Source organism: Amycolatopsis coloradensis (assembly GCF_001953865.1).
Taxonomy (GTDB): domain Bacteria; phylum Actinomycetota; class Actinomycetes; order Mycobacteriales; family Pseudonocardiaceae; genus Amycolatopsis; species Amycolatopsis coloradensis.
In genome coordinates this window covers 36,814-58,400 of sequence record NZ_MQUQ01000021.1, presented here as the reverse complement: position 1 = coordinate 58,400, position 21,587 = coordinate 36,814, and the positions used below count along the sequence as shown (strand labels likewise).

22 protein-coding genes are annotated in these 21,587 nt (G+C 68.1%); 11 read left to right on the top strand and 11 right to left on the bottom strand.

The features are described 5' to 3' along the window. Nucleotides 1–33 precede the first annotated feature (33 nt). Both BS329_RS34685 and BS329_RS34680 read left to right on the top strand, forming a co-directional pair. Entirely contained in the window at nt 34–660 is a 627-nt protein-coding gene (locus tag BS329_RS34685; protein ID WP_076166812.1) for a class I SAM-dependent methyltransferase, read from the top strand. 14 nt (nt 661–674) lie between these two features. Further along, nucleotides 675–1,091, top strand: coding sequence for a TIGR03668 family PPOX class F420-dependent oxidoreductase (locus BS329_RS34680; RefSeq protein ID WP_076166811.1), 417 nt, complete (start codon nt 675–677; stop codon nt 1,089–1,091). Nucleotides 1,092–1,362: 271 nt separating this feature from the next. On the opposite strand, the gene mptB is transcribed toward BS329_RS34680, so the two are convergent. From mptB to BS329_RS34650, 6 genes are all read right to left on the bottom strand, one after another. Then, the gene (mptB, locus tag BS329_RS34675) at nt 1,363–2,922 is read right to left on the bottom strand and encodes a polyprenol phosphomannose-dependent alpha 1,6 mannosyltransferase MptB (protein WP_076166809.1); all 1,560 of its coding nucleotides are present in this window, start codon (nt 2,920–2,922) and stop codon (nt 1,363–1,365) included. Nucleotides 2,923–3,005: 83 nt separating this feature from the next. Next, the gene (gene nikE, locus BS329_RS34670) at nt 3,006–4,655 is read right to left on the bottom strand and encodes a nickel ABC transporter ATP-binding protein NikE (protein WP_076166807.1); all 1,650 of its coding nucleotides are present in this window, start codon (nt 4,653–4,655) and stop codon (nt 3,006–3,008) included. Further along, complete coding sequence (locus tag BS329_RS34665) at nt 4,652–5,557, bottom strand: ABC transporter permease (protein ID WP_076166806.1); 906 nt, start codon at nt 5,555–5,557, stop codon at nt 4,652–4,654. The genes nikE and BS329_RS34665 overlap by 4 nt, the downstream gene beginning before the upstream one ends. Beyond that, nucleotides 5,554–6,585: an ABC transporter permease gene (locus BS329_RS34660; protein ID WP_076166804.1), complete on the bottom strand. Its 1,032-nt coding sequence runs from the start codon at nt 6,583–6,585 to the stop codon at nt 5,554–5,556. Before BS329_RS34660 ends, BS329_RS34665 begins: the two co-directional genes overlap by 4 nt. A gap of 8 nt (nt 6,586–6,593) precedes the next feature. After that, nucleotides 6,594–8,381, bottom strand: a complete 1,788-nt coding sequence (locus tag BS329_RS34655; protein ID WP_076166802.1) for an ABC transporter substrate-binding protein — start codon at nt 8,379–8,381, stop codon at nt 6,594–6,596. 391 nt (nt 8,382–8,772) lie between these two features. Further along, the gene (locus BS329_RS34650; protein ID WP_076166799.1) at nt 8,773–10,569 is read right to left on the bottom strand and encodes a hypothetical protein; all 1,797 of its coding nucleotides are present in this window, start codon (nt 10,567–10,569) and stop codon (nt 8,773–8,775) included. Nucleotides 10,570–10,673: 104 nt separating this feature from the next. Between BS329_RS34650 and BS329_RS34645 the strand changes: the two genes are divergently transcribed. Genes BS329_RS34645 through BS329_RS44025 form a run of 3 tightly spaced genes read left to right on the top strand, consistent with a single transcriptional unit; the run spans nt 10,674 to nt 12,399 of the window. Then, nucleotides 10,674–11,030, top strand: a complete 357-nt coding sequence (locus BS329_RS34645; protein WP_076166797.1) for a cupredoxin domain-containing protein — start codon at nt 10,674–10,676, stop codon at nt 11,028–11,030. Beyond that, on the top strand, nt 11,027–12,250 hold the full coding sequence (locus tag BS329_RS34640) for a hypothetical protein (RefSeq protein ID WP_076166794.1): 1,224 nt from the start codon (nt 11,027–11,029) through the stop codon (nt 12,248–12,250). The genes BS329_RS34645 and BS329_RS34640 overlap by 4 nt, the downstream gene beginning before the upstream one ends. Then, complete coding sequence (locus tag BS329_RS44025; RefSeq protein WP_167480053.1) at nt 12,247–12,399, top strand: hypothetical protein; 153 nt, start codon at nt 12,247–12,249, stop codon at nt 12,397–12,399. Before BS329_RS34640 ends, BS329_RS44025 begins: the two co-directional genes overlap by 4 nt. Here BS329_RS44025 and BS329_RS34635 read toward each other — a convergent pair. Then, nucleotides 12,342–12,947 (bottom strand): TetR/AcrR family transcriptional regulator, encoded by a 606-nt coding sequence (locus BS329_RS34635; protein ID WP_076167162.1) that lies wholly within the window; start codon nt 12,945–12,947, stop codon nt 12,342–12,344. The genes BS329_RS44025 and BS329_RS34635 overlap by 58 nt on opposite strands. A 91-nt stretch (nt 12,948–13,038) precedes the next feature. Here BS329_RS34635 and BS329_RS34630 point away from each other — a divergent pair, with 91 nt between their 5' ends. Continuing rightward, the gene (locus BS329_RS34630) at nt 13,039–13,323 is read left to right on the top strand and encodes an antibiotic biosynthesis monooxygenase (RefSeq protein WP_076166792.1); all 285 of its coding nucleotides are present in this window, start codon (nt 13,039–13,041) and stop codon (nt 13,321–13,323) included. Continuing rightward, entirely contained in the window at nt 13,320–13,898 is a 579-nt protein-coding gene (locus tag BS329_RS34625; protein WP_076166789.1) for a DUF2867 domain-containing protein, read from the top strand. Before BS329_RS34630 ends, BS329_RS34625 begins: the two co-directional genes overlap by 4 nt. 241 nt (nt 13,899–14,139) lie before the next feature. Here BS329_RS34625 and BS329_RS34620 read toward each other — a convergent pair whose 3' ends face one another. After that, nucleotides 14,140–14,586, bottom strand: a complete 447-nt coding sequence (locus tag BS329_RS34620) for a winged helix-turn-helix transcriptional regulator (RefSeq protein WP_076166786.1) — start codon at nt 14,584–14,586, stop codon at nt 14,140–14,142. 91 nt (nt 14,587–14,677) lie between these two features. Here BS329_RS34620 and BS329_RS34615 point away from each other — a divergent pair, with 91 nt between their 5' ends. Further along, nucleotides 14,678–15,859 carry a thiolase family protein gene (locus BS329_RS34615; RefSeq protein ID WP_076166784.1) on the top strand — a complete coding sequence of 394 codons (1,182 nt, stop codon included), beginning with the start codon at nt 14,678–14,680 and terminating at the stop codon, nt 15,857–15,859. Beyond that, complete coding sequence (locus BS329_RS34610) at nt 15,856–16,893, top strand: 4Fe-4S binding protein (RefSeq protein WP_076166781.1); 1,038 nt, start codon at nt 15,856–15,858, stop codon at nt 16,891–16,893. Before BS329_RS34615 ends, BS329_RS34610 begins: the two co-directional genes overlap by 4 nt. Here the strand turns inward: BS329_RS34610 and BS329_RS45265 are convergent. After that, entirely contained in the window at nt 16,875–17,000 is a 126-nt protein-coding gene (locus BS329_RS45265) for a hypothetical protein (RefSeq protein ID WP_279628238.1), read from the bottom strand. The genes BS329_RS34610 and BS329_RS45265 overlap by 19 nt on opposite strands. A gap of 371 nt (nt 17,001–17,371) precedes the next feature. Between BS329_RS45265 and BS329_RS34605 the strand changes: the two genes are divergently transcribed. Continuing rightward, nucleotides 17,372–18,259: a sigma-70 family RNA polymerase sigma factor gene (locus BS329_RS34605; protein ID WP_076167161.1), complete on the top strand. Its 888-nt coding sequence runs from the start codon at nt 17,372–17,374 to the stop codon at nt 18,257–18,259. A gap of 75 nt (nt 18,260–18,334) precedes the next feature. On the opposite strand, the gene BS329_RS34600 is transcribed toward BS329_RS34605, so the two are convergent. Continuing rightward, nucleotides 18,335–19,414, bottom strand: a complete 1,080-nt coding sequence (locus BS329_RS34600) for a glycoside hydrolase family 5 protein (protein ID WP_076166779.1) — start codon at nt 19,412–19,414, stop codon at nt 18,335–18,337. Nucleotides 19,415–19,591: 177 nt separating this feature from the next. Here BS329_RS34600 and BS329_RS34595 point away from each other — a divergent pair, with 177 nt between their 5' ends. Beyond that, nucleotides 19,592–20,344, top strand: coding sequence for a PIG-L deacetylase family protein (locus BS329_RS34595; RefSeq protein WP_076167159.1), 753 nt, complete (start codon nt 19,592–19,594; stop codon nt 20,342–20,344). A gap of 269 nt (nt 20,345–20,613) precedes the next feature. On the opposite strand, the gene BS329_RS34590 is transcribed toward BS329_RS34595, so the two are convergent. After that, nucleotides 20,614–21,459 carry an LLM class flavin-dependent oxidoreductase gene (locus BS329_RS34590; protein ID WP_076166778.1) on the bottom strand — a complete coding sequence of 282 codons (846 nt, stop codon included), beginning with the start codon at nt 21,457–21,459 and terminating at the stop codon, nt 20,614–20,616. Between the last annotated feature and the right edge of the window lie 128 nt (nt 21,460–21,587).

Genomic DNA, 21,587 nt, shown 5'->3' with positions numbered 1-21,587 from the left:
CGGATTCGGCCGCATCGAAGGCATCTTACGGTCATGGATTCCACACAGCAGTTCTGGGAAGACTTCTATCGGGACAAGGACCAGGTCTGGAGCGGGAACGCGAACCCGCTCCTCGTGCGCGAAGTCGCCGAGCTGGCGCCGGGGACCGCACTCGACCTCGGATGCGGCGAGGGCGGCGACGCGATCTGGCTCGCCCAGCAGGGCTGGCGCGTCACCGCCGTCGACATCTCCGACACCGCGCTGAAGCGTGCCGCGGGCCACGCGGCCGAAGCCGGTGTCGACGGCATCGTCTGGGAGCGTCACGACCTGGCGAAGTCGTTCCCGGAGGGGCGCTTCGACCTCGTCTCCGCGCAGTTCTTCCACTCCCCCGTCGCCGAGGACGGCGAACGGGACAAGGCACTCCGCCGCGCCACCGAAGCCGTGGCGCCTGGCGGCACCCTGGTGGTCGCGGGCCACGCGGGCTGGCCGACGTGGATGGACGAGCCGCCACACGAGCACGTCCACTTCCCGACCCCCGCCGAGGTACTCGAAGCACTGGCACTGGCCGACGGCGAATGGACCGTCGACGTCCAGGAAGTGATCACCCGCGACTTCCCCGGCCCGGAAGGACAGCGGGGAACACGTTCGGACAACGTGCTCCGCGTCCGGCGTTCGGTCTAGGTACCGTTGCGGGCATGCGGTTGACGCCGACGGAAGCCCGCGCCCGGTTCGAGGGAGAGCGGATCGCGAGACTGGCGTCGGCGGGTTCGGACGGCGTGCCCCACCTGGTGCCGGTGACGTTCGTCGTCGAGGGTGATTCGGTCGCGTTCGCGATCGATCACAAGCCGAAGAGCACGACGGCGTTGCGGCGGCTGAAGAACATCGCCGAGAACCCCGCGGTCAGCTTCCTGGCCGACCGTTACGACGAGGACTGGGCCGGGCTCTGGTGGGCGCGAGCCGACGGGGTCGCCCGGGTGCTGGCCGATCCTGAGGAGCAGGCGCCACTGATGCGGCTGCTGCGGGAGAAGTATCCGCAGTACGAGGCGCAGCCTCCTCCGCATGCCGTGGTCAGCGTGTGGGTTCACTCTTGGAGTGGGTGGCGGGCTTCCTAGCGGTTTTGCGCTATTGCCGTTTTACGGCAACAGCGCCTTCGCCGTGCCGTATAGGTCGTTATACAGTTTGAAGTCCTGCTGCGGTGCGCGGGTGGCGATTTCGCGTGATCAGCGGGACGACACACGTGATCAGGTGGACGACACGCGTGTCCAGATGGACATCTCGCGTGATCCCGGCTGCGCTGCGTGTCGTCCACCCCGTCACGCGTGTCGTCCGTCTGCACACGCGTGTCGTCCGACCGGACACGCGAAACGACCACCCTCCCCCAAGTCAGGGGCGCGGAGCCTCGGCGGGCAGGAACTGCTCCACCGGCTTCCCCCGCCAAGCCGCGATGACACCCAACGGGTCCGGCCGCAGCAGCGAAGCCGCCGCGTACACGCTCGCGGCGACGACACCGGCCATGAACCACCAGTCGTACAGTGCCTGTTCGCCGGTCGGGTAGTACACCAGCGTCACGAACACCGAGACCGCGACGACGACCGCGAGGTTCCGGCGCCGCCATTCGAAGGCGGACAGGACCACGAAACCCCAGGTCAGGTACCACGGCAGCGAAGGCGGCGGGACGATCGCACCAGCCAGCAGGACGATCGCCATCCGATGGATAGCGGGGTTGCCGCCGTCGCGGGCCAGCCACCACTGACGGCCGGCGAAGACGAACAGGCCGACCATCGCGATCGCCCGGAACACGGTGACGAACGGCGAGACCTCGACGTCGATCACCAGGTTCACCAGCGAGTAGAAGACCTCACCGATGCCGGTCGGGAAGTTCATCCAGTTCGCGATCAGCGTCGGCGCCTTGAGGCCGGTCAGCCAGCCGAGGTTGACCGAGCCGAGCGAGAGCCAGGTGCCCGCGACGAACACCGGCAGGAAGATCCCGACCGACGCGGCGCCCGCGCGGAAGAAGTTGGCCACTTTGCGGTCGCCGGGCAGGTGGTTCGCCCACACCCAGACCAGGAACGGCAGCGCCCAGGCCGCGGTGGGCTTGATCAGCATGCCGATGGTGACCAGGACGATCGCGACGACGTGCTTGCGCTCCAACGCGGCCAGTACACCGACGGTGAGGAAGCCCAGCATCAGCAGGTCGTTGTGCGGACCGCCGACGAGGTGGATCACCGTCATCGGGCTGGCGATGGCGAGCCACAGCGTGATCGGCAGCTTGCCGCCGAGGTGTTTCACCAGCCGCGGCAGCGACCACAGCATCCCGACGAGGCCGATCATCAGCACCAGGCGGGTCGCGATGACCCCGGAGATCATGTCGTTGCCGGTGACCGCGACGATCCCCTTCGCCACCAACAGGAACAGCGGGCCGTACGGCGCGGGGGTGGTCTGCCACAGCGGGTGGACGTTCTGCACGACGTCCGGCAGCACGTCCAGCTCGGCCGGGCCGTTGGCGTACGGGTCGAGTCCGTTCAGCAGCTGCGCGCCCTGTGCGAGGTAGGAGAAGACGTCGCGGGTGAACAGCGGCGGCGACACCAGCAGCGGAGCCATCCAGCAGCCCGCGGCGATCACGATCGGACGGCTGCCGATCCGGCCGGCGAGCGCGTAGCGGCCCAGCCGCACCCACGCCCAGATGATCAGCGCGAAGCCCGTGTAGAGCATCACGTCGGCCAGGATGCGGCCGTGACCGTAGCGGATCCACGACAACGGCCCGTGGCCGAGGATGGGGTCACGGATGAGGATGCCGCCCGCGCCGAGCGCGGCCAGCATCAGCAGCGTGCTGCCCACGGTTCCCATCGCGATCGTGCGGTACGGGAACCGGGATGGCACCCGGAGCCGCTCGCCGAGCGAACCGGCCGAGGGCATCTGCGGGGAGTCTGTCGTGGTCGCCATTTCGAGATTGGAGGTTACACACCGCGCCTGTGCGTGTGCGCGGCAATGGGTGTCTCCCGCTTCGGGCACGGGGATTCCGTCGCTCAGCGGTCGACCGCCGTGCGCTGGGCGACGCCGCCGGGCAACGCGGCGAGCAGCGATTTCGTGTAGTCGTGTTTCGGGTCCAGCAGGACCTCTTCCACGGTACCGACCTCCACCAGTTCGCCGCGGTACATCACCGCGACGCGGTCGGCGATGTTCCACGCCAGCCCGAGGTCGTGGGTGATCACCAGCCCGGCGAGACCCAGTTCACGCCGCAGGCGCAGCAGCAGCGCGAGGATCTCCCCTCGCACGGACGCGTCGAGCGACGCCACCGGTTCGTCGGCCACGATCACGCTGGGGTGCAGCGCGAGCGCACCGGCGATGACCACCCGCTGCCGCTGTCCCCCGGACAGCTCATGCGGGAGCCGGTCGAGGAACTTCTCGGCGGGCCGCAGTTCGGCCGCTTCGAGTGCCTTGGTGACGATCTCGTGCTCGTTCGCGCCCATGCCGTGGATGCGGGGGCCCTCCGCGACGGCCTCGTAGACGGTGTGGTTCGGGTTCAGCGCGCTGGTCGGGTCTTGCAGGACCAGCTGGACCTGCCGCCGGTACGCCTTGAGCCCGGCGCCACCGAGCGGAACGGATTTGCCGTCGTAGCGCACCGCGCCGGAGTCGGGTTTCTGCAGCCCGAGCAGTGTCCTGGCCAACGTCGTCTTGCCGGAGCCGGACTGGCCGACGAGTGCGACGATCTCGTCCTTCCGCACCTGGAGGTTCACCCCGGCGACGGCGTTGATCCGTTTTCCGATGCGGTCACGGAAACTCACGCGCAGGTCTTCGGCCTCCAGCAACGCGGGCTGTTCGCCGACGCGTTCCGGTTCCGGCGGCAACGGAGTGCTGGTGGCGGGCGCGAACCGGGACACCGGATCGCCGACGGTCGGGAACGCGGCCGCCAGCGCCTTGCTGTGCTCGTGGTGCGGCGCGCTCATCAGCTCCGCGCTGGGCCGCTCCTCGACGATCTCGCCGTCGTACATCACCGCGATCCGGCGGCAGGTCGCGGCGAGCACCGACAGGTCGTGACTGATCATGATCAGCCCGATCCCCTGCTCGGCGACCAGCCTGCCCAGCAGGTCCAGTACCTGCGCCTGGACGACGACGTCGAGCGCGGTGGTCGGCTCGTCCGCGATGATCAGCCGCGGCGAGCAGGCCAGCGCCATCGCGATCATGACGCGCTGCTTCTGGCCGCCGGACAGTTCATGCGGATACGCCCCGGCCCGACCGGGCGGCAGGTCGACCTGTTCGAGCAGTTCCGCGACCTTGGCCTGGACGGCGGCGTCCGACAGGGCCTTGCCCTCGGGCGGGTGCAGGCGGATCGGCTCGGCGATCTGTTCGCCGATCTTCCGGACCGGGTTGAGCGCGTGCATCGCGCCCTGGAACACGACCGAGGCTTCGGCCCAGCGCACCGCGCGCAGCCGTCCCCATTTCATGGCCGTGACGTCTTCACCGTCCAGCAGGATCTCTCCGCTGACCGACGCCGAACGCGGGAGCAGCCGCAGGACGCTCATCGCGACGGTCGACTTCCCCGAGCCCGACTCCCCCGCCACCCCGAGGGTGTCGCCGGGTTCGAGGACCAGGTCGACACCACGGACGGCGGCGATTTCACCGCTTCCCGTGGTGTAGGTGACGCCGAGATTCTTCAGTTCCAGCAAGAGGCTCATGAGTGCTGTCCCTTCAGGCGCGGGTTCAGCACGGTTTCCAGCGCGCGACCGACGAGGGTGAAGGCGAGGACGACCACGACGATCGCCAGGCCCGGCGGCAGCAGGTTCCACCAGGCGCCCTTGCTGATCGCGCCGTTGTTCAGCGCGGCTTGCAGCATGGCGCCCCACGAGATGCTGTTCGGGTTGCCGACGCCGAGGAAAGCCAGCGTCGCGTCCGCGATGACCGCGTTGCCGACGACGAGGGTGGTGTTGGCCAGCACGAGCGGCATGACACCGGGCAGGACGTGCTTGCCGATGACGTGCAGGTGGCCGCCTCCGAGCGCTTTCGCGCGCTCGATGTACGGGCGGCCCTCGATCGTCAGTGTCTGCGCCCGGACCAGGCGCGCGGTGCTCGGCCAGGCGGTGACGCCGATCGCGACGATCACCGTCATCGTGCCCTGCTCCAGCACCGAGGCCAGCGCCACGGCGAGCACGAGCGACGGCAGCACCAGGAAGAAGTCCGTGAACCGCAGCAACAGCCCGGACAACCAGCCACCGAAATGCGCGGCCGCGATCCCGACGATCGTACCGATCAGCACCGACAGGAACGCCGCCGAGAAGCCGACGAGCAGGGAGATACGCGCGCCCCAGAACGTCATGAGCAGCACCGAGCGGCCGTCGATTTCGGTGCCCAGCCAGAACTCCCCGCTGGGCGGGTTCAGCGAACCGCCGGTGGCCTTGGTGACGTCGAGGCCGGACTCGTCCGAGATCACCGGTGCGAGAATCGCCAGCACCGTGATGACGCCGAGGAACGCGAGCCCGAAGACACCCGCCTTGTTCGTGGTGAACTCGTGCCAGTGTTTCGCCACGGCCGCGCGACGGCGCCGCCAGACGATCGAACCGGGTTTCTCCGCTGTGGTCATGCCGTCCGCACCCTGGGGTCGAGCACGCGGTAGAGCAACTCCGCGAGCAGGTTCATCAGCACCACCGCGCCGGCGAGCGTGACGAAGACGCCTTGCAGCACAGGCAGATCAGGGCCGCGGAGCGCTTCGTAGAGCAACTGCCCGAGACCCGGCCAGCTGAACACGGCCTCGACGGAGACCGCACCCGAGACCACCATGCCGAACTGCATGAAGACCAGCGTCACCGTCGGGAGCAGGGCGTTGGGCACGGCGTGCCGCTTGCGCACGAGGTCGTCCCGCAGCCCCTTGGCCCGCGCGGTGGTGAGGTAGTCCGCGTTCATCTCACCGATCAGCGAAGATCGCATGACCAGCATGTACTGGGCGTAGAACACCACCAGAAGGGTCACGCACGGCAGCACGAGATGGTGGAGGACGTCGAGACCTTCGCTGAAGAAGCCCGGCGCGGCATCCGGGGAATGCATGCCCCGGCTGGGGAAGAGCCCGTTGCTCGCCACCAGCAGCATGAGTCCGAGCCAGAACTGCGGCACCGACCAGAGGGTCAGCGCCAGTCCTGTTTGGACCTTGTCGAACCTGCTCCCCCGGTGCCAGCCCGCGCGGATGCCGAGCCACAGGCCGAGCGCGATCGCGAGTACGGTCGCGCTGCCGACGAGCAGGATGGTCGGCCACAACCTCTCGCCGATCATGTCGAAGACCGGACGCTTCTGCAGATACGAGTCGCCCATGGTGCCTTGGAACAGACCGACGACGTAATCCCAGAACTGCTGCAACAGCGGCTTGTCCACGCCCATCTGCTCTCGCAGCTCCGCCATCATCTTCGGATCCGTCGGCCGGTCGCGGACCATGAACCGCACGGGATCGCCGGGCAGTGTCCGGAACAGGAAGAACCCGAGCACGATGACGAGCGCGAGACTCGCCAGCGCGCCACCGATCTTGGAGAGGACGAACCGGGTGGTACCGATCCCGCCCCGGCGCTCGTCGGGGTCTATGAGCGCCGGGGTCTTGTCGAGGGAACTGAGTGCTTCGGTCAACGCGGTCCTTACTCCCGGTCGTCGGCCGACTTGCCGCGTCGCCCGAGCAGCACGCCGCCGCCGACGAGCACCACGAGCACGACCGCGCCGATGCCGATCCACAGTCCGGTGTTACCGCCACTGTCCTCAGCGTTCGCCGCGGCCGCGTCGGCCGGGGTGGCGCCGTACACGCCCCAGTAGCCGGACTGCTCGAGGATCGCGCCGTCGGGCTGGGGCTGCTTGGTGAACGAGGCGAACTTGTCCGAACGGTAGGCCTCGAGCACGTTGTCGTAGTCCAGGACGACGTCGACGTACTGGTTCGCGAGCACGGCCTGGGCCTGCTTGACGATTTCGGCGCGCTTGGCCGGGTCGAACTCGGTCAGCTGCTTCTTGTACAGCTCTTCGAACTGCGGGTCGCAGAAGAAGGTCGCGCTGCTGCCGCCGTTGCCCTCGGCGTTCGGGCGGGCGGCGCAGGTGTTGAGCGACAGCGCGTAATCCGGGTCGGGCGAAGTGCCGTAACCGGAGATCGCGAGATCGTAGTTGCCCGCGGTGGTGCGGTCGTCCATTTCGTCGTCGGAGACGAGATCCTGCTTGATGCCGATGCCGACGTCCTTGAGCCAGCCGCTGACGAACTGCGCGGTGCGCTGGTCGAACGGACGGTTCGCGTGGCCGGTGAGCCGGAACTCCAGCTTCGCGCCGCCAGGGCCGACGCGGATGCCGTCGGGCCCCTTGGCGAAGCCTGCCTGGTCGAGCGTGGCGTTCGCGGCGCCGATGTCGAACTTGGTCTTCTCCGCGTCGGACGGGGTCCAGGTGTAGGCCTTGTAGATAGCCGGGACGACACCGGTCCCGGGCTGGCCGTAGCCGCTCATCACCTTTTCGACGATCGACTTGGTGTCGATGGCCTGCGCGATCGCCTTGCGGACGCGGATGTCCTTCAGCAGCGGGTTGCCGTCACCGATCGGCTGGTCCGCCACGTTCTTCACGCCGAAGTTGATGATGAGCTCGTTGTACCGGCGCCCGGGAGCCTTGTTCGTGGTGATGTTCTTCTCGCCCTTGAGCGCGTCGAACTGCGTCGGCGTGAGCCGGTTGATGACGTCGACCTCGCCCTGTTTGAGCGCGTTCACCGCCGCCTCGGCGTCCTTGAACTGCAGCAGCTGCAGTTCGTCGACCTTGGGGGCGCCGCGCCAGTAGTCCTTGTTCGCCTTGAACTTCACGAACTCGTTCTTCTTGTACTCGGTCAGCAGGTACGGCCCGCTGCCGACGCCGACGACGGCCATCTCGTCGGTCGAGGGGGCGTTGAGATCCTTGATCGGCTCCCAGATGTGCTTGGGCACGATCGGGACGTCGAGCGCGGTCATACTCGCCTGCGGCGTCTTGGTCTTGATGACGAGCGTCTTGTCGTCCGTCGCCGACACCGAAGCGAAGTTGGTGACGTAGCTGCCGTTCGCGGTGCGGGCGTTCTCGTCGTCGAGCATCCGCTGGAAGGTGTACGCGGGGTCCTGCGCGGTCACCGGCTTGCCGTCCGACCACTTCATCCCCTGGCGGATGGTGAAGGTCCAGGTGAGCTTGTCGTCCGAGGCCTTCCACGATTCCGCGACACCGCCGGTGGGCTGGGTGTCTTCGGCCGAGGGCAGGGTCAAAAACTCATAGGTGAACCGGCCGACCTGTGTCGACGCCGCCAGCTGGGCGGTGAAGGGGTTCAGGTGGTCGATGCCGGTCGTGAGCGCCACCCGCAGCACCTTCCCCTGCTGCTGCGCCGTCGCGGCCGGTACGAAAGGTACCGTCGCGACCGCCGAAGCGGCGAGGACCGCGACCACGCGAAGACCGCGCCGTCGCCTGGGAAAACGCTCTGTGCGCACGAAGACCACCCCATCGAAACTCGCTGTGCCCAACCCCCGAAGCGGAAAAGTAACCACATGTCGCGGTAACCGCGCAATGACTCGCCAATACCGATCGTGCACGACGGATGCCGTCGCGTGGTCGACAGCTACTTTATGTTCGACGGCAGTAGCTTTAAGTCACCCTTCCGGCGCGCGAGCTGGGAACACGTGCACTGTCCTGGGTATTCAAGGGAAGCGAGCTTGCAAAAGGCTTGCGCGTGATGATGCTCAATCGATACGTACGACAAAGGGCGAGCAAAGCGTTTCGTCCTCTGGTTGCGGTCGTTGCGCACGCAAGTACCGCAACCAGAGGACGAAACGTGAGGAGTCAGCCGACGGGGACCTCACGACGCCGCGCGGTGGCGGCGGCGGCGTAGAGCCACGCGAACAGCGCCCACATGCCGGCGAAGATGATCCCGACGGTGGCGTACGCGATCGTCCACAGCACGGCGGGCGTCTCCGACTTCCGCTCCCGTTGCAGGAACTCGATCTCGGACATGAACGCGCGCGAACCCGATGCCGCGTCGATCGCCGGGGCGTTCGCGGCCGGGTCGGCGGGCGCGTAGATCGGGGCGAGCCCCATCATCCGGTTCGGGACGTGCACGCGGATCCCGGTCTTCCACTGCCCGAACACCGGCAGGGGCTGCGCCGTGCGATAGATGCCTTCGCCGATCTTCTCCAGCGGAGCGGTGAAGAAGTCGCCACCCTGCCAAGCGAAGCCGGTCAGCCATACGGCGTCGTCCGCGAGATCGGGCCGGGAGATCGTGACGGTCGCATCGACCCATCGGGGAGTGCCACCGCCGTGCGGGTTCGAGATCGGCAGCCCGGCGGCGGCCTCGGTCAGCCGGATGTCGGCGGCGAACCCCGCCTCCGGGTCCTGCGGGACGGCGACCGCCGACATCAGGGCGACCGCGCCCAGCGCGCCGACCAGCCCGACCCGGTGCCGGGGACCGGCCGCGGGCTCCAGCGTCGCCGTCTCCTCGACCCGGTGGAACTGCCAGACGCCGATGAACGCGCCCGTGAGTGCCGCGCCGGTCCCGAACAGGACGAACAACGGCAGATGCGCCGCCGGCCAGGGGTTCGGCATCAGCCAGTGGGTGAGCGCGGCCTCGGCGAGCATCCCGGCCGTCCCCACGAGCAGACCGGCGACAGCGGCGAACGAGTAACCCTGACGGTTGCGCATCGCCAGCGCGACGACCTCGATGATCACCGCTTCGGCGACATAGGGCAGCAGCGACGCGACGTGCAGGTCCGCGAACAGCGGGATGATCGTGAAAGAAGCACGGGTGGCGAGGAAGACCGCGACGACGATCAACGCGCCGCCGGGACCCCAGGACAGCCGCCCGTAGGTCAGCGTCCAGGCACCGATCAGGCCGACGAGCACGACCTGGGACAGCATCGGGAACTGCGGGACGCCGAGGTCGAACTCCATGAGGAACGCCGAAGCCCCCATCATCCAGGCACCGGCGAGCACCGGGCCGAGCAGGCGCACGATCGGCCCGGTCGCGCCGACCTGGCGTGCCTCGCCGAGCAGCAGCTGCAAACCGAGCACGACACATACGCCGCCGCCGATCATCAGGACGTGCGTCGGTCCCCATTCGGTGACGTCCTGACCGAACAGCCGATGCCAGACGTCGTCGAGCGGGAATCCGGCGATGCCGACGAGACCGGTGGCCATCATCTGGATGGAGCCCATCGGCGCCCGCCAGTGCGGGCCGATCTTGAACGTGCGCTTCGGCAGGTCCTTGGTCGCCAGTGTCGCGCTGAGCACGCCGCTGGCGAAGATGCCCATCAGTCCGAAGTAGATCGGATAGTGCGACGGGTTCGCGAGCGGTCCTTCGTCACGGCCGAGTTCCATGTGGATCGGCACGTCCCAGTAGACGCCGATCAGTGCCGACATCCCGGAGAGGAAGGCGACGAACATCGGCAGCGCCGCCCAGCGGGGCAGGCCACTGAAGTCGCCCATCCAATCGGCTACGCGACCGAAGACGGTCCGCTTCCCCGCGCGCTCGCGAAGGACGAAAACAGCCAAGGGCAGGAAGACCGCGGTGAACATCAGGCCCGCGATGACGATCTGCCCGAATTGCGCGCCGCCGGCAGGCGGGCTCTCCTGAGCCAAGAACACCGATCTCGCCTTCCTGCTAACCTAAGTAACTGTTACCTTGGGGTAACACGATAGGGGCATGGTCCCGGCCAGGCAAGCCGGGGGGACGACTTGGAGGAACCTCGATGCGGAGGATCGGCGGAATCACCGTGGCCGCGCTGCTGGCCGTGACCGGCTGTTCGGGATCGACCGGTTCCGCACAGCCGCCGGACACCGGAACCCGCACCGTGAAGTTCTCGATCGCCGAGGGCAAGCGCACGGCGGGCCCGGAAGAAGTCGCGGTGCGCACCGGCGAGAACGTCGCACTGGAGGTCACTTCCGACCAGGCGGACGAACTGCACGTCCACGGCTACGACAAGGCCGCCCGGCTGGCGCCCGGCGTGCCGGGGACCGTCTCCTTCACCGCGAACATCGACGGCATCTTCGAGGTGGAACTGCACAAGAGCGGCGCGGCGGTGACCAAGCTCCGGGTGGGCGGATGATCCTGGCGCACGGTCTCGGCGGCCGGTCCGATCTGCCGGTCCCGTTGTGGCTCGCGCTCTACGCGGGAGCGGCGGCCGTGGTGGTCTCCTTCTTCGCGCTCACGATCTTCTGGAAGGAACCGAAGCTCCGCGGCGCTGAAGCCGGCCGCGAGCTTCCCCTGCCACTGCAACGGTTCGTCGACAGCGCCTTCACCCGGATCGCTTTGCGCGTGCTCGGCGTGGCGTTGTTCGCGGGGTTCCTCGTGATGGCGACGGCCGGTCCCGACAGTTCGGCAGGCAACCCGGCTCCGGCGTGGTTCTACGCCTGGTTCTGGGTCGGCCTGGTCCCGCTTTCGCTGCTGTTCGGCCCGGTCTGGCGACGGCTGAATCCACTGAGGACGGTCGCGTCGCTGATTCCCGCCCGGCACCGCGAACTCCCGGACCGGCTGGGCTACCTGCCCGCGATCATCGGCCTCCTCGCGTTTCTTTGGCTGGAACTGGTCTTCCCGCATTCGGACTCACCACGCGCGATCGCTCTTTTCTGCGCCATGTATGCCGTTATACACATTGCTTTCGGTGTGGTCTTCGGTCCGCGCTGGTTCGACCGCGGCGACGCTTTCGAGGTCTACGCGCGCCTGATCGCGGCCCTCTCCCCTTTCGGCAGGCGCGGCGACGGGCGTCTCGTGGTCAGGAATCCGCTCGACGGACTGCTCACCCTCTCCCCAGCGCCGTGGCTGACCGCGCTGGTGCTGGTGGTGCTCGGCTCGACGGCGTTCGACGGCCTGACCCGCCTTCCGTTCTGGAGGTCGCTGGACGCCGGTGTCCTCGGCGGCACCGCGGGGCTCGCGGTCTGTATCGCGCTCACCTACGGCGCCTACGCGGGTGCCATCAGCCTGACCAGGCCGTATCTGCGCCGCGGGTTCGACCCGTATCCCGCGTTCGCGCCGTCCCTGATCCCGATCATGGTCGGCTACACCGTCGCGCATTACTTCTCGTTCGCCGTGTTCTCCGGGCAGCAGGGCTTCGGTCGCGCGATCGACTACACGGTGGTCTCGGCCGGGGTGATCGCGCTGGTGCAGATCGCCGGGATCGTCGCCGGGCACGTGCTGGCCGTGACCTCCGCCCACGATCGCTCCGTCGGCGTGCTGCGCGCGAACTACGTCAAGGTGGGCCAGTACCCCATGCTGGCGCTGATGATCGGCTACACCGCACTCGGGATCGCGCTGGTCTCCGGCTCATGACCATCGCGGCGCGGGTGATGATGATGCACCAGGGCGGCTGGGACGAGATCCTCATCTTCGTCGGTCCCGTGGTCATCATCGGGCTGCTCATCTACGTCGCGCGCAAGCAGGTCCCGACGACGCCCGAAGAGGATGACGACTCGGCCTGACCACCGCCGAGCAGCAGTTTCCCGGCCAGTTCGGTGACTTCGTCGCGGCTGCGGCCACCGTGATCGGCGGCCATGAAGTGCTTCCCGACGAGCAGTGAGAACGCGAGCAGGCACCGGGCCTCGATCTCGTCCTCGTCGGTGAAGATCTCGCGCATGAGGGACCGCAGGTAGTCCATCCGCTGGTTGTCCACCCGCCGGAGCCGCTCGGCGACCGCCGGATCGCGCCGCGACCAGTCGCGAATCGCGAGGTCGATCGGCAGGAGACGGTCGCCCGCGAGCATTCCGGCGCGCCGGATCTTCGCCCTGGCGTCCCCACCTCCGCGCTCGACGCTTTCGAACAGCTCCCCGGTGCTCATCCGCTCCCAGGTGGCGAGCATTTCCTCGATCAGCGCGCCACGATCGGCGAAATGCCCGTAGAACCCGCCTTTGGTGACGCCCAACGTCTTCGCGAGCGCCTCGACGCGGACCGCGTCGGGACCGCCTGTCGACAGCGCGCGCAGCCCGGCGTCGATCCACGCACTCGGCGGTGTCCGGATTCCCGCGGCCATGACGATCACCGTATCTCGCGTCACCCCGCCACCACGACGGCGATATATACGCTACCGTATAGATGGCGGAACACACTGGGAGGCACCAAACATGACTGTCGGATTCGTGGCGACGCACTATCCTCGTCCCGACCACCACGACGACTTCGTCACGCGAGTCCAGCGAGTCGCCGACGCCTTGCGAGCCACTCCGGGTTGCCTCGCCGCCGAATGCTGGGTCACCGCGGCGGGCGACGCGGTCGTCTCGATCGTGCGCTGGGAATCGGAAACCGCGCAGGCCGCCTCGATGCGGGCACTGGGATCGGCGGACGTGGACGTCGCCTTCGACGACTGCGAAGTCCGGCCTCGCGAGATCGTGCGGCTGGTGTCGACATGAAACTCGCGAACACCGCGCACACCACGCGGTCCTGGCGGATCCACGAGATCGCCGGAGACTTCGACGTCGAAGACGTCTGGGCGCTGGAAACACCGGGCGGGCCGGACGACTTCGCCAGACTGGTCAAGCAGTTCTCGTCGGGCGACTTCCCGGCGGGCGCGCCCCTGATCGTCCGCGCACTGTGGGCGCTGCGCTGGAAACTCGGCGCGCTGTTCCGGCTGGACGGACGGGATTCCGGCCTCGACTCACGGGTCGAATCAGTCCGGGACAGGCTGCCGGACGACCTCCGCGAAACTCTCACCGGCCCGGACGAGGACTGGCTGCCGTTCACGCCGATCTACCGGCTGGACGAGGAATTCGCCGCGGAGATGGCGAACAGCACCATGCACGGGATCCTGCATCTCGCGTGGGTCGAAGATGAGCCTGGGCACTATCGCGGCCAGATGGCGGTGCTGGTCCGGCCCAACGGCCGGTTCGGACGGGCGTACATGGGGTTCATCAAGCCGTTCCGGTACCTGTTCGTCTATCCGGCGCTGATGCGGCTGATCGAGCGGAAGTGGGCTGCCGGTTCCTGAGGCCTTCGCCCGGCCACCGTCGGGATCTTGCAGTTCAGGCTGCTATTTGTCGCTGTGTGAGGCTGGCGATGGAGGTATGGGGACATACCGGTGCGGAACCCCCGAGCGGGGAGGATTTCGGACGTTCACCGTCCGAAATCCTCCCCGCTCGACCCTTGCGCCTATGTACATGAAGGCCCCCTTCATTGCGCCTATGTACATGAAGGGGGCCTTCATGTACTTCGCGCGAAGGTCTCACCACTCACGATCCGACCACGCGGCGCGTGCTCCGCACCAACGTCATGTCCTTCTCCCGCACTGGTTCGTGGCAGTGCGCGCACACCGTCTCCGGCGCGAGATCCTGCCCGCAGGAGTGCCGCCAGACCGTCGGCGGCGGCCCCTCGGTGACGTACTTGTCGCCCCACGCCATCAAGTTCAGCAGCACGTGGTTGAGTGCGTGCCCCGCCGCGGTGAGCACGTATTCGTACCGGGGCGGATGCTCCTCGTAAAGCCGCTTTTCGAGGATCCCCGTCTCCACGAGTTTGCGTAGCCGCGCGGTCAGGATGTCCCGGCTCGCCCCGGTGTTCCGGACGATCTGGTCGAACCGCCGCGCCCCGAAGAACACCTCGCGCAGCGCGAGGAGGCTCCAGCGCTCCCCGATCACCTCCATCGCGTTGGCGATCGAGCAGTCCCTCGGTCCTTCGGTCATACGACCAGCGTAAACCCACTGAGTCTTGATTTCCAACCCACTCGATGCCACAGTGAGTTGGAGATCCCAACTCACTCTGCTGGAGGCAGCCGTGCTCGACGCGGTCATCGTGGACGCCGTCCGTACACCGATCGGCAAGGGGAAGCCCGGCGGCGCCCTGCACGAGATTCACCCGGTCCAGTTGCTGGCCCACACTCTGCGGTCACTCGTCGAACGCAACGGCCTCGACCCGGCGCTGATCGACGACGTCATCGGCGGCGCGGTCGACCAGGTCGGTGAGCAGGCCCAGAACGTCACGCGGTGGGCGGCGCTCGCGGCGGGACTGCCGGAAAGCGTGCCCGCGACCACCGTCGACCGGCAGTGCGGAAGCAGTCAGCAGGCCGTGCACTTCGCCGCGCAAGGCGTGCTGGCCGGCGCCTACGACGTCGTCATCGCCTGTGGCGTCGAGTCCATGAGCCGCGTCCCGATGTGGTCGAACGTGCTGCCCGGTACCGATCCCCTCGGCCCAGGCGTGGCCGAGCGCTATCCGGAAGGCCTGATACCGCAGGGGATCAGCGCCGAACTCATCGCCGCGAAGTGGTCGCTCAGCCGCGAGGCGATGGACGAGTTCGCGGTGTCGTCGCACCGGAAGGCGGCGCGGGCGCACGAACTCGGGCGGTTCGCGAGCCAGATCGTACCGATCGAAACGCCGTCCGGTCTGGTGTCCACCGACGAATCAGTGCGCCCCGGCACGAACCTCGAGACGCTGGCTAAACTCCGTCCGGCGTTCCAGGATCCGGCGATCTCCAGGCGTTTCCCCCAGATCGATTGGTCGGTGACCGCGGGCAACAGCAGCCCGATCAACGACGGGGCCTCCGCCGTCCTCATCACCTCCAGCGCGACCGCGGCCCGGCTGGGCCTCCGGCCTCGCGCCCGCCTGCACAGTTTCGCCGTCACCGGATCCGACCCGCTGCTCATGCTCACCGGCGTCATCCCGGCGACGGAGAAGGTGCTGCGACGCGCGGGCCTGCGGCTGGGGGACATCGACCTGTTCGAGATCAACGAGGCTTTCGCCAGTGTCGTACTGGCGTGGCAGCAGGAGACCGGCGCCGATCCGGCCAAGGTGAACGTCCACGGCGGCGCGATCGCGCTCGGCCATCCCCTCGGCGCGAGCGGGACCCGGCTGATGGGCACCCTGGTCAACGCGCTGCACCACCACGGCGCCCGCTACGGCCTGCAAGCCATGTGCGAGGGCGGCGGCCAGGCGAACGCGACCATCGTGGAGGCCCTGTGACCGGCAGGCTCCCCAAGAAACTCGCCGGACATCCGTCAGTCCAAGCGGTACTCGCCAAACCGCGCGGCACCCCGGCACCGGTGATCGACGCCGCCTGGCTCAAGGAGATCTGCCTCGCCGCGGGCGCCGACGACGCGGCGGCTGTCTCGCTCGACCACCCGGATCTGGCCGGCGAACGTGCACACGTCCTGCGGGCGCTGCCCGGCACCAAAACCCTGGTCTCGCTCGTGGTGCGGATGAACCGCGACGACGTCCGCTCCCCCGCCCGGAGCGTCGCCAACCAGGAGTTCCACCGCAGCGGGGAGATCATCAACGAGGCGGGGCACACGATCGTCCGGGCGTTGCAGGACGCCGGGTACCGCGCGATCAACCCGTCGGCGACGTTTCCGATGGAGATGGAGAACTACCCCGGCCGGATCTGGGTGGTCGCGCACAAGACGGTCGCCGTCGCGGCCGGACTCGGCGCCATGGGGCTGCACCGCAACGTGATCCACCCGAAGTTCGGCAACTTCGTGCTCCTGGCGACGCTTCTGGTCGACGCCGAGGTCTCCGCCCACGGCGAGCCCCTCGACTACAACCTGTGTCTGGAGTGCAAGTTGTGCGTCGCGGCCTGTCCGATCGGGGCGATCTCGAAGACCGGCGAGTTCGACTTCCTCGCCTGCTCGACGCACAACTACCGCGAGTTCATGAGCGGCTTCACCGAATGGGCGCAGACCGTGGCCGACAGCGAGGACGCCGCCGACTTCCGGTCAAGGGTGACCGACTCGGAGAACGTGTCGATGTGGCAGAGCCTCGCGTTCAAGCCGAACTACAAGGCCGCGTATTGCATGGCCGTCTGCCCAGCGGGCGAGGACGTGCTCGGGCCCTACCTCGACGACCGCCGCGGCTTTCTCGGAACCGTGGTGAAACCCTTGCAGGACAAGGTGGAGACGCTCTACGTGCAACCGGGTTCGGCGGCGAAGGACCACGCCGAACGCCGGTTTCCGCACAAGCCGGTGAAGGAGGTCGACGGCGGCTATCCGACAACGCGGTAGTGGAGGTGGATGACGCCGTCTTCGCCTTCGAGAACCCGCACTCGCTCCAGCTCTCGGTGTGCGATGCCGAGGTGCTCGAACAGCCGGACCCCGTCCCCCAGCAACACGGGGATCAGGTGGATTCCGAGTTCGTCGAGCAGGCCCGCGCAGCATCCGCTGAGCTGTACTCGCGCCGTGCATCAGCACATCCTTGTCACCGGCGGCCCGTTTGGTGGCGCGCACCGCGGCCTCGACGTCGTTCGAGTAGCGCACCTTCGGCCGGTTCGAAGGTCCCGCGTCCGGCGATGAAGCCGTCGAGGGACATCGACATGTACAGCACGGTCGAGGACATGGGTTCGCGCCTTCGGTCGGTTCTGCCTACACGTCGAACGGCGTACCCGGTTTCCGACACGGTGGGCGCGCGAAGGGGGCCTCGCTGTCACATCTGCCGTCCGCCATCCGTCAGGGTTGCGACGGACAGTGATGAAGGATGGGGACCGTGGACGAACACGATTGGCTGGCGCGGCGCTTCGAGGGGCACCGGACACACCTGAGGGCGGTGGCCTACCGGATGCTCGGTTCGCTGAGCGAAGCGGACGACGCCGTACAGGAGTCCTGGCTGCGGCTCAGCCGGGCAGGCTCCGAGGACGTGGACAACCTCGGCGGCTGGCTGACCACCGTCGTCGGCCGGATCTGTCTCGACATGCTGCGTTCGCGCAAGTCACGGCACGAGGACCCGGTCGGCGCGCAGCTTCCCGACCCGATCATCGGCCGGGAGGGCGGGATCGATCCGGAACACGAGGTCCTGCTGGCGGATTCGGTCGGGCTCGCGCTCCTGGTCGTACTCGGCACCTTGGACCCCGCCGAGCGGCTCGCGTTCGTGCTGCACGACATGTTCGCCCTGCCGTTCGACGAGATCGCGCCGATCGTGGGCCGGACGCCGGGGGCGACCAGGCAGCTCGCCAGCCGCGCCCGCCGCCGCCTTCAAGGCTCGCCGATCGTGCCCGACGCGGACCTGGGCCGTCAGCGGGAAGTCGTCGACGCCTTCTTCGCCGCCGCACGGGGCGGCGACTTCGACGCGCTGGTTTCGGTGCTCGACCCGGACGTGGTGCTCCGTGCCGAGGGCGGCGCGGCTCCGGCGGGAACCTCGCGCTCCGTGCGGGGGGCGGCGACGGTCGCCGGTCAGGCGCTCGTGTTCCGGCAGGCAGGCGCGGGCGGAGAGCTGCTCCCCGCGCTGGTCAACGGCGCGGCCGGGATGGTCGTCACCAAGGACGGCGTGCCGCAGACGGTCTTCGCTTTCACCGTCGTGGACGGCAAGATCGCGGCGATCGACATCCTCGCCGACCCGGACCGCCTCGCCGCGCTCGACTTCGAGACGCTGGGCTGAGCAAATGTCATGAAAGGGTCTTTCCCGGCGAATCTCGTCAGGAAAGACCCTTTTATGACGTGCGCGCTCCCCGGATCAGGAGGTCGGGAAGTTGTCCGCGGTGCGGATCCGGTCCCGGATCCAGACACCGGCGGGCTTCAGCGGAGCCGTGCCGGTGAAGGAACTGCCCGAGCAGGTGCCCGGCTTGAACACCGCGCCCGAACGGCTGTCGTCGGAGAAGTTCCAGTTGGTCCAGCTGATCTTCTTCGATGCCAGGAAGTCGAGGTACTTCTGGGAGTTGGTGAAATCGTTCCCGCCGTCACCGCTGGCGGTCTGGGTGCCGAACTCGGTCACGAACAGCGGGATCTTGCTCGCGGCCCTGGTCAGGGCGTTGAAGTACTCGGTTTTGTGCGACGCCGCGTAGAAGTGGAACGTGTACATGAAGTTGGTGGCGCGCACCGGGTTGTTGACGATGTCGGTCTCGTCGCGACCGTCGGAGATGCCGAGCGAGCCCCATCCGTGGGTGCCGACGAGCACGACACCGTCGGAGTCCTGGGCGCGGATGACCGGGATCATCTGCTCCGCGTAGCTGCGGACACGGTCCCAGCCGACGTTGTTGGGCTCGTTGGCGATGTCGTAGATGATGTTGGTCTTGTCCTTGTGCCGCTGGGCGATCTCGGTGAAGAACGTCTTGGCGCGGCTGAGGTTCGCGTTCGGGTCGCCTGGGGTGAGCTGATGCCAGTCGACCAGGGCGTACAGGCCGCGTTTGGTGGCTTCTTCGATGTACCCGTGCACCATGTCGGTGAACTTGCGCGGGTTGGTCTCGTAGCCGCCTTCCTGGATGTACATCGAGATCCGGAGGACGTCGGCCTTCCAGTCGTTGGCCAGCGCGTCGAGCGAAGCGGTCTTGACACATTGGCTGTACCACTGGATTCCGTGGGTGCTCATGCCACGGAGCTGGATCGGCTTGCCCGCGGAGTTGCAGAGCTGGAGGCCGCAGACCTTCAGCTGCCCGTTGACCGCGGCCGGGGTGCCGGGCGGCAGCGCGGCGGCGGCCTGCGTCGCGGGTTCTGTCGCGGTCTCGGCCGCCGTCGAGGTGCTCGCGGTGGCGATCGGGGCCAGCAGTCCGGCGGCCAGTGCGGCCGTCACCCGGAGACGGATCTTGTCCCAGCGCATTCGGCTTCTCCTCTCGCGTCGGCGGCACCGGCGTTGGTGGGCCGACGGTCAGGGCGGCGGAGTTAAAAAGGAAACTTTCCTTACTATCGGAAAGTAAAGGAGAGATTACCCACGGGCTCGACGGACGGTCAAGACTTGACCACCGACTGTTTCGGCGTCCTCGGGCATGCTCGGAGCGTGACGACCATCGTGGCCTTCCACGCGCACCCAGATGACGAAGCGCTGCTGACCGGGGGCACCCTCGCCCGCGCCGCGGCGGACGGGCATCGCGTCGTCCTGGTGGTCGCCACCATCGGCATGCGAGGCGAGGACCCGGCACGGCTGTCAGAACTCGAGGCGAGCGCGAAGGTGCTGGGCGTCGAACGGGTCGTCCACCTCGGATACGCCGGTAGCGGCCATGGCCCGATCCTCCACCCGGATCCGCCGGGTTGGGTCCGGTTCGTCCGCGCGAGCACTGAGGACGCGGCAGCGCGTCTCGTGGCGATCCTGCGTGAAGAGAAGGCGTCCGTCCTGCTGAGCTACGACCGGAACGGTGGCTACGGCCACCCCGACCACGTCAAAGTGCATGAGGTCGGCAGACGGGCGGCGGAGCTCGCCGTCAACGTCCGGCTGCTGGAAGCGACCATTCCCCGCGACGCCGTCGCACGCCTGGTACGGCTGGTGCGGCTCGCGCGGATCCCGTTCCGCTACGACGTCGACGCGCTGCTCCGCGCCTACAGTGCCCGGTCCGAAATCACGCACACCTTCGCCGTCCGGCGCTTCGCGCGTCAGAAGCAGGCCGCGATCGCCGCCCATTCCTCGCAGGTGAGGGGAAACGGCAGGCTCGCGCCGCTGATGCGCGTCCTGACCCGGCTTCCCGCGCCACTCTTCGGCCTCGTGTTCAACCGTGAGTGGTACATCGACGCGACACCATCCCGCCCACGGCCCTGAACCCGAGCGCGCGGGCTCGCGTCGAGGTGGACCTGATCGCACCGCGGCGCCGGGCGGGGTCCGGGGTGTCTTAGGTGCCTACTGCGGTGCGCGAGTGGCGGTCTCGCGTGCAGCCGCCGCCGCGCGTGTGTCGTCCATTCCCTCACGCGTGTCGTCCATCTGATCACATGTGCCGTCCAACCACTCACGCGACACGGCCAGCCCACTGGTCCCACCAGCGAGTGGCGACAGTCAGAACCTGAAACGGCGCTCACTACCCCGTGACCGCCTCACCACCGCGGCGGCCCGTCGTCCACGATCTTCTGCGAAAGCTCCAGCGGATCGTGGTGCATCAGCGACTCCATCCACCACGTCATCCCGGCCTCCCCCAGCGCGGGCAGGTCCACCTTGATCGGCTCCTCCCACGCGGGGCTGGCGTTCCCGGCGACCGCGACGTCGAAGGAGCGCCCCGGTTCCAGTCCGGCGAGGCCGAGCGCGCGGTGGGTGTCGGCGATCTCTTCGGCGGTCGGCGTGTGGTCCTCCGGATTCGGGAAGATCCCGTCGCACAACGCCGCTCGCCGGACCACGCGCGGGTTGTCGGTGGAGCTCGCCACCCAGATCGGGATCCGGAACGGCTCGGGCGGCGCCTCGGCCAGCGCGACCTGATAGTGCGCGCCGTCGTGGTCGAACCGCCGCCCGGACCAGATCGCGCGGATGACGTCGAGGCCTTCGTCGAACATCGCCGACCGGGTCAGCAAGTCGGTCTGTTCACCGAACCGGCTGAAGTCACCGGATTCGTCCGAACCGAGGCCGGTGCCGAGGATCAGCCGCCCACCGGAGAGCCGGCTGACCGTCGACGCGTGCCGCGCGACCACCCAGGGACGGCGCCGGGCGGGCGGCGTGATCATCGGCCCGAACAGCAGGCCGCTGGTGGCGTGCGCGATGGCGCCGAGCGTCGTCCACGGATCGGCGATGGGCATCGTGTCCGCGACGACGTGGTCCCACAGGAAAAACCCGTCCCAGCCCGCCGCTTCGGCCCGTACGGCGAGGTCGACGAGCACAGCGGGCTCACCGAACGGGCCGAAAGGCGGCAGATAGACAGCGTGCCGGACCGTGCTGCCGGTCAAGTCGATCATCTCCCCAACGTCATCGTCGTGGTCCCCGGACGGCCGCTTGTTTACGCCGTTCACCCGCGTTGGCGTCCGGAAGATGGCGGGCAGCGGTGAACGATCGACGAAGTGGCCGGAGCATCGGGAAAGGTTAC